We start from the raw sequence: 6,378 nt of genomic DNA on the forward strand, positions 1-6,378 counted from the left end.
CTCAGGCCACCGAGCCGCCAGCGGCTTCGATGGCGGCCTTGGCGCCAGCAGTCGCGCCGATGCCCTTGAGCGCGACCTTGATCGTCAGCTCGCCCGACTTGATGACTTTGACGACCTTCGCCAGTTCACCGACGACCCCGGCCTGCTTCAGCGTGAGCAGGTCGACCTCGGCCACACCCAGGCGCTCGAGAGTGGTGAGGCTCACCTCGGCGTTGAACTTCAGCAGATGCGACTTGAAGCCGCGCTTCGGCAGGCGACGCTGCAGCGGCATCTGGCCGCCTTCGAAGCCGACCTTGTGGTAGCCGCCCGAACGCGACTTCTGGCCCTTGTGGCCACGGCCGGCGGTCTTGCCCAGGCCCGAGCCGATGCCACGGCCCACGCGACGCTTGGCGTGCTTGGCGCCGGTGGCCGGCTTGATGGTGTTGAGTTCCATGTTCTTGTCCTTTGAAAGCGCGCTTCAGTCGGCGCTCAGAGCACCTTCACAAGGTACGAGACCTTGTTGATCATGCCGCGCACCGATGGGGTGTCTTCGAGGGTCGATTCGCTGTTGAGCTTGCGCAGGCCCAGGCCGCGCACGGTCGCACGGTGCGACTCGCGGGTGCCGTTGATGCTGCGCACCAGCTTGATCTTCAGGGTTTGCTTGGTCGTCATGATTCGTTCTCCGATCAGCTGAAGAGCTCTTCAACCGTCAGACCGCGCTTCGCAGCGACTTCGGCCGGCGTGGTCGAGTTCTTCAGTGCGTCGAGCGTGGCGCGAACCAGGTTGTACGGGTTCGACGAGCCGAGGCTCTTGCAGACGATGTCGGTCACGCCCATCACTTCGAACACCGCGCGCATCGGGCCGCCGGCGATGATGCCGGTACCTGCGGGAGCGGGTGCCATCAGCACGTGCGAAGCGCCGTGCTCGCCCACCACCTTGTGATGGATCGTGCCGTTCTTCAGCGAGACCTTGAGCATGTTGCGGCGGGCCGAGTCCATGGCCTTGGTCACGGCGACCGGCACTTCCTTGGCCTTGCCCTTGCCCATGCCGATGCGGCCGTCACCGTCGCCCACGACGGTGAGCGCGGCGAAGCTGAGCGTGCGGCCGCCCTTCACCACCTTGGTGACGCGGTTCACCGCAATCATCTTTTCTTTCAGACCGTCGTCACGACCTTCGTCTTGCACGCGGGGTTGGAACTTTGCCATCGTGTTTCCTTAGAACTGCAGGCCGGCTTCACGCGCGGCTTCGGCCAGCGCCTTGACGCGGCCGTGGTACGCAAAACCTGCGCGGTCGAACGCCACCTTGTCGATCCCGGCGGCCTTGGCCTTCTCGGCGATGCGCTTGCCGATCACCGAAGCGGCCGAGACGTTGCCGCCCTTGCCCGACACCTTCGCGCCGCCGGCAAGTTCCTTGCGGACCTCGGCCTCTGCGGTCGATGCGCTCACGAGCACCTTCTCGCCGTCTTCGGAGATGACGCTGGCGTAGATGTGCAGGTTGGTGCGGAACACGGTCAGGCGCGCCACGCGTTGCACCGCAATGCGGGCACGGGTCTGGCGCGAGCGACGAATGCGCTGATCTTTTCTGTTCAGTGACATGTCATTCGCCCCTTATTTCTTCTTGGTCTCTTTGATGACCACTTTTTCACCGACGTACCGGATGCCCTTGCCCTTGTAGGGTTCGGGCGGGCGGATCGCACGGACTTCAGCAGCGATCTGGCCCACCACCTGGCGGTCAGAACCCTTGATGATGATTTCGGTCTGCGTCGGGCAGGCCACCGACACGCCGGCGGGCATGTCCTTGGCCACCGGGTGCGAGAAACCGATCTGCAGATTCAGCTTGCTGCCGGTGGCGGCAGCGCGATAACCCACGCCGACGAGCGAGAGCTTCTTCTCGAAACCCTTGCTCACGCCGTTGACCATGTTGGCCAGCAGCGCGCGCATCGTGCCCGACATGGCGTCGGCTTCGACGCTGTCGTTGGCAGGCACGAAGGTCAGCTTGCCGTCTTCGTTCTTGATCGTGACCAGGGCGTTCACCGGGCGCACCAGCGTGCCCAGCGAACCCTTGACGCTGATCTGTTCGGCGCCGAGCGCCACGTCCACGCCCTTCGGGACGGGCAACGCCATTTTTCCTACGCGAGACATCGTTCGATCTCCTTAGGCGACGTAGCAGAGAACTTCGCCGCCGATACCGGCCTGGCGAGCCTTGCGGTCCGTCATCACGCCCTTGGGCGTGGTCACGATCGCCACACCCAGACCGTTCTTCACGTTCGGGATGTCGTGGCGGCCCTTGTACACACGCAGGCCGGGGCGGCTGACGCGCTCGATGTGCTCGATGACCGGCTTGCCGGCGTAGTACTTCAGCGCGATTTCGAGCTGCGGCTTGTCGGCCTCGCCACGCACCGCGAAATTGTCGATGTAGCCCTCGTCCTTCAGGACTTTGGCGATCGCCGTCTTCAGCTTCGACGACGGCATCACCACACTGACCTTCTGAACCATCTGCGCGTTGCGGATGCGGGTCAGCATGTCGGCGATAGGATCACTCATGCTCATGGGAATATCTCCAGATCAGGCCGCAGCCGGTTTACCAGCTGGCCTTGACGACGCCAGGGATGTCGCCCTTGAACGCCAGTTCGCGAATCTTGTTGCGGCCGAGACCGAACTTGCGGAAGGTGCCACGCGGGCGGCCGGTCAATGCGCAGCGGTTGCGCTGGCGCGTCGGGTAGGCATTGCGCGGGAGCTTCTGCAGCTCGAGGCGCGCGGCATAACGTTCTTCGTCGGACTTCGTCGCGTCGTTCGCGGTGCCCTTGAGCGCCGCGTACTTCTTGGCGTACTTGGCAACGAGTTGCGTGCGCTTGAGTTCGCGCTGAATGAGGGATGTCTTGGCCACGGGCTCGGGTCCTTCAGTTCTTGAACGGGAACTTGAACGCAGTCAGAAGCGCCTTGGCTTCTTCGTCGCTCTTCGCGCTGGTCGTGATGCTGATGTTCAGCCCGCGGAGCACGTCGATCTTGTCGTAGTCCACTTCGGGGAAGATGATCTGCTCTTTCACGCCGATGTTGTAGTTGCCACGGCCGTCGAAAGCGCGGCCCGAGATGCCGCGGAAGTCGCGCACGCGGGGCAGGGCGATCGTCACGAAACGGTCGAGGAATTCATACATCTGCACGCCACGCAGGGTGACCATGCAGCCGATGGGCACGCCATCACGGATCTTGAAGCCGGCGATCGCCTTCTTCGACTTCGTGACCACGGGCTTCTGGCCGGCGATCTTGGTCAGGTCGCTCACGGCGTGGTCCATGACCTTCTTGTCCGACACCGCTTCGCTCACACCCATGTTGAGCGTGATCTTGGTGATGCGCGGCACCTGCATCGACGACTTGTAGCCGAACTTCTCGATCAGTTCGGGCGAAATCTTGTCGCGGTAGATGGCCTGGAGGCGGGCCACCTTCGGCGCGGCAGAGCTTGCAACTTGTTCTTTAGCCATGATGATCTCTTAGGCCTTGATTTCTGCGCCGGTGGACTTGTAGACGCGAACGCCCTTGTCCTTGGTCTTGCGCGACTGCTGCTCGGCTTCGCTCAGCAGCTTGATGCCGACGCGGTCGGCCTTGCCGGTGGCGGCGTTGAAGATGGCGACGTTCGACTGGTGGATCGACAGGGTCTTGTCGACCACGCCACCCGTCGTGCCCTTCATCGGGTTCGGCTTGACGTGTTTCTTCACCACGTTCACGCCTTCGACCACGATGCGGTCTTCGTCGACGCGCTGCAACACCGCACCGCGCTTGCCCTTGTCACGGCCAGTCAACACGATGACCTGGTCGCCTTTGCGAATCTTGTTCATGCCTGGTCTACCTCGGCTTAGAGAACTTCGGGTGCCAGCGACACGATCTTCATGAAGCGCTCGGTGCGCAGTTCGCGCGTCACGGGCCCGAAGATGCGCGTGCCGATCGGCTCGAGCTTGGCGTTCAGCAGCACGGCGGCGTTGCCGTCGAACTTGACGAGCGAGCCGTCCTGCCGACGCACGCCCTTGGCGGTGCGAACCACCACGGCGCTGTAGATCTCGCCCTTCTTGACGCGACCACGCGGCGCAGCTTCCTTGATGCTGACCTTGATCACGTCACCGATGCCGGCGTAACGACGCTTGGAGCCGCCGAGCACCTTGATGCACATGACGGATTTCGCGCCAGTGTTGTCCGCGACGTCAAGCCGCGATTGCATTTGAATCATGTTGTCCTGTCCCCAACTTGGCACACCACCGAAGGTGGCCAGTCTTGGGCCCGTCGTACCTGCGGCAACCGGTTTCTCGGCGGCCGCTGGCGGTTGTGGGCAGAGTCTGAAGCTCGCGTTGCACCGAACGGCGCAAGTGGAATTTCAGCGAAGTCTTGGATTATGCAGCATTTTTGGTTGCCGCGTCAATGCTCGCCGCTCAACAACGTTCCGCCGCACGGAGCGGCGGAACGGCAGCTCTCACGCCTTGGCTTGTTTCGCTTGCGCCAGCAGCGTACCGGCGTCGCTCACCTCGAACTTGCCCGGGCCTTCGACGTTCAGCGTCTTGACCACACCGTCGACCACGAGCATCGAATAGCGGTTCGAGCGCAGGCCCATGCCGCGCGCCGTGAGGTCGAGCGTCAGGCCGGTCGCCTTGGCGAAGTCGGCGCTGCCGTCGGCCATCATGCGCACCTTGCCAGCGGTCTTCTGGTCGCGGCCCCAGGCGCCCATCACGAAAGCGTCGTTGACCGAAACACACCAGATCTCGTCGACGCCGGCCGCCTTGAAAGCGGCAGCGTTTTCGACAAACCCCGGGACGTGCTTGGCGGAACAGGTCGGCGTGTAGGCGCCGGGCAGCGCAAACACGGCGATCGTCTTGCCGGCGGTGGCCTTCTGCACGTCGAAAGCGTTGGGGCCGATCGAGCAGCCGTTGCCTTCGACTTCGACGAATTCCGAAAGGGTGCCCGCGGGCAGCTTGTCGCCAACTTTCAACATGGAGGTCTCCTGGGTGCTGTGAAAACAAGTACGGCCGGGCGCCAGTATTCCAGCGTTCCGGCCGTTCTGTGATGCGCGTGGATTTAGACCACGATCGCCTTCTGGACCAGGCGGGTCACGACCCACGACTTGGTCTTCGAAATGGGGCGCGTCTCGGCGATCTCGACCACGTCGCCCATCTTGTACTCGCCCTTTTCGTCGTGCGCGTGGTACTTGCTGCTGCGCGCGACGATCTTGCCGTACAGCTCGTGCTTGGTACGGCGCTCGATCTTGACGGTGATGGTCTTGCTGCGCTTGTCGCTGACGACGGTGCCCACCAGCGTGCGAGTGTTCTTGGCCTTGGGCTCGGCTTGAGCCGCGGTGTTCTGCTCGCTCATTTCGCGGCCTCTTTCTTCTTCTGGGCCAACACCGTCTTGGCACGCGCGATGTCGCGGCGCGTGTTGCCGAGCTGGGTGTGGTTGGTCAGTTGCTGGGTGGCCTTCTGCATGCGCAGGCCGAAGTGGGCCTTGAGCAGGTCGCCGACTTCCTTCTGGAGGCCGGCGACGTCCTTGGCGCGGAGTTCAGATGCTTTCATGGTGTGCTCCTCAGGCGCCGACCTGGCGCGCCACGAACGTGCACTTCAGCGGCAGCTTCGCTGCAGCCAGTGTGAACGCTTCGCGGGCCAGCTCTTCGGCGACACCGTTGATTTCGTAGAGCACCTTGCCGGGCTGGATTTCAGCCACGTAGTACTCCGGGTTGCCCTTGCCGTTGCCCATGCGGACTTCAGCCGGCTTTTGCGAGATGGGCTTGTCGGGGAAGATGCGGATCCAGATGCGGCCACCACGCTTCACGTGGCGCGAGATCGCACGGCGAGCCGCTTCGATCTGGCGGGCGGTGAGACGGCCGCGTTCGGTGGCCTTCAGGCCGAAGTCGCCGAACGAAACGGCAGCTCCGCGTGTTGCCACGCCGGTGTTGCGACCCTTCTGTTCCTTGCGGTATTTTCTGCGTGCGGGTTGCAGCATTCTTATTCTCCTTTGGCGTCCGGCGCCGCAGGCGTCGGGGCCTTGCGAACACGCTTGACGGCCGGTGTCTTGGGCGCGTCGCCGGCGGGTGCCGCAGCGGCATCAGCAGGACGATCGGTCGGCGCAGCCTGGCGCGCAGGCGCGCCACGGTCGAAGCCACCACCGCCCGGGCGGCCACCACGGCCAGCCGGCGCACCGCCCGGACCCCGCGGCGGGCCGCGGCGCGGGCCGCGGCGGTCGTCTTCGGCGCCCGGGGGCGTGACGATGCCGGGCGCGTCGCCATTGGCGAGGCGGTCACCACGGTAGACCCAGCACTTCACGCCGATGATGCCGTAGGTCGTCTTGGCTTCGGAGAAGCCATAGTCGATGTCGGCCTTCAGGGTGTGAAGCGGCACGCGGCCTTCGCGGTACCACTCGCAACGCG

14 protein-coding genes and 1 pseudogene are annotated in these 6,378 nt (G+C 64.0%); all 15 read right to left on the bottom strand.

Annotation, left to right across the window (positions count from 1 at the left end):
* Position 1: 1 nt before the first annotated feature.
* The gene (gene rplO, locus AC30PD_RS05150) at positions 2–433 is read right to left on the bottom strand and encodes a 50S ribosomal protein L15 (protein ID WP_489534562.1); all 432 of its coding nucleotides are present in this window, start codon (positions 431–433) and stop codon (positions 2–4) included.
* Positions 434–468: 35 nt separating this feature from the next.
* Positions 469–651 carry a 50S ribosomal protein L30 gene (gene rpmD, locus AC30PD_RS05155; RefSeq protein WP_489534563.1) on the bottom strand — a complete coding sequence of 61 codons (183 nt, stop codon included), beginning with the start codon at positions 649–651 and terminating at the stop codon, positions 469–471.
* A gap of 14 nt (positions 652–665) precedes the next feature.
* Complete coding sequence (gene rpsE / locus AC30PD_RS05160) at positions 666–1,184, bottom strand: 30S ribosomal protein S5 (protein WP_477914461.1); 519 nt, start codon at positions 1,182–1,184, stop codon at positions 666–668.
* Positions 1,185–1,193: 9 nt separating this feature from the next.
* Positions 1,194–1,574, bottom strand: a complete 381-nt coding sequence (rplR, locus tag AC30PD_RS05165) for a 50S ribosomal protein L18 (protein ID WP_489534564.1) — start codon at positions 1,572–1,574, stop codon at positions 1,194–1,196.
* Positions 1,575–1,586: 12 nt separating this feature from the next.
* Positions 1,587–2,120: a 50S ribosomal protein L6 gene (rplF, locus tag AC30PD_RS05170; RefSeq protein WP_489534565.1), complete on the bottom strand. Its 534-nt coding sequence runs from the start codon at positions 2,118–2,120 to the stop codon at positions 1,587–1,589.
* A gap of 12 nt (positions 2,121–2,132) precedes the next feature.
* A complete protein-coding gene (rpsH, locus tag AC30PD_RS05175) occupies positions 2,133–2,528 on the bottom strand; it encodes a 30S ribosomal protein S8 (protein WP_489534566.1) in 396 nt (131 codons plus the stop codon).
* A 31-nt stretch (positions 2,529–2,559) separates the two neighbouring features.
* Positions 2,560–2,865 (bottom strand): 30S ribosomal protein S14, encoded by a 306-nt coding sequence (gene rpsN / locus AC30PD_RS05180; protein WP_489534567.1) that lies wholly within the window; start codon positions 2,863–2,865, stop codon positions 2,560–2,562.
* 13 nt (positions 2,866–2,878) lie between these two features.
* Positions 2,879–3,418 carry a 50S ribosomal protein L5 gene (gene rplE, locus AC30PD_RS05185; protein ID WP_489534589.1) on the bottom strand — a complete coding sequence of 180 codons (540 nt, stop codon included), beginning with the start codon at positions 3,416–3,418 and terminating at the stop codon, positions 2,879–2,881.
* A 48-nt stretch (positions 3,419–3,466) separates the two neighbouring features.
* A complete protein-coding gene (gene rplX, locus AC30PD_RS05190) occupies positions 3,467–3,811 on the bottom strand; it encodes a 50S ribosomal protein L24 (protein WP_489534568.1) in 345 nt (114 codons plus the stop codon).
* A gap of 17 nt (positions 3,812–3,828) precedes the next feature.
* On the bottom strand, positions 3,829–4,197 hold the full coding sequence (rplN, locus tag AC30PD_RS05195) for a 50S ribosomal protein L14 (protein WP_056668504.1): 369 nt from the start codon (positions 4,195–4,197) through the stop codon (positions 3,829–3,831).
* A 240-nt stretch (positions 4,198–4,437) separates the two neighbouring features.
* Complete coding sequence (locus AC30PD_RS05200) at positions 4,438–4,953, bottom strand: peroxiredoxin (protein ID WP_489534569.1); 516 nt, start codon at positions 4,951–4,953, stop codon at positions 4,438–4,440.
* A gap of 83 nt (positions 4,954–5,036) precedes the next feature.
* The gene (gene rpsQ / locus AC30PD_RS05205) at positions 5,037–5,330 is read right to left on the bottom strand and encodes a 30S ribosomal protein S17 (protein ID WP_489534570.1); all 294 of its coding nucleotides are present in this window, start codon (positions 5,328–5,330) and stop codon (positions 5,037–5,039) included.
* Positions 5,327–5,527 carry a 50S ribosomal protein L29 gene (gene rpmC / locus AC30PD_RS05210; RefSeq protein ID WP_489534571.1) on the bottom strand — a complete coding sequence of 67 codons (201 nt, stop codon included), beginning with the start codon at positions 5,525–5,527 and terminating at the stop codon, positions 5,327–5,329. The genes rpsQ and rpmC overlap by 4 nt, the downstream gene beginning before the upstream one ends.
* 10 nt (positions 5,528–5,537) lie before the next feature.
* Positions 5,538–5,954: a 50S ribosomal protein L16 gene (gene rplP, locus AC30PD_RS05215; RefSeq protein WP_489534572.1), complete on the bottom strand. Its 417-nt coding sequence runs from the start codon at positions 5,952–5,954 to the stop codon at positions 5,538–5,540.
* Between the two features lie 2 nt (positions 5,955–5,956).
* A pseudogene (locus tag AC30PD_RS05220) lies at positions 5,957–6,378 on the bottom strand (30S ribosomal protein S3); the annotation flags it as partial.

Source organism: Rhizobacter sp. (assembly GCF_032229685.1).
In the GTDB taxonomy this organism is placed as follows: Bacteria; Pseudomonadota; Gammaproteobacteria; order Burkholderiales; family Burkholderiaceae_C; genus LMDS01.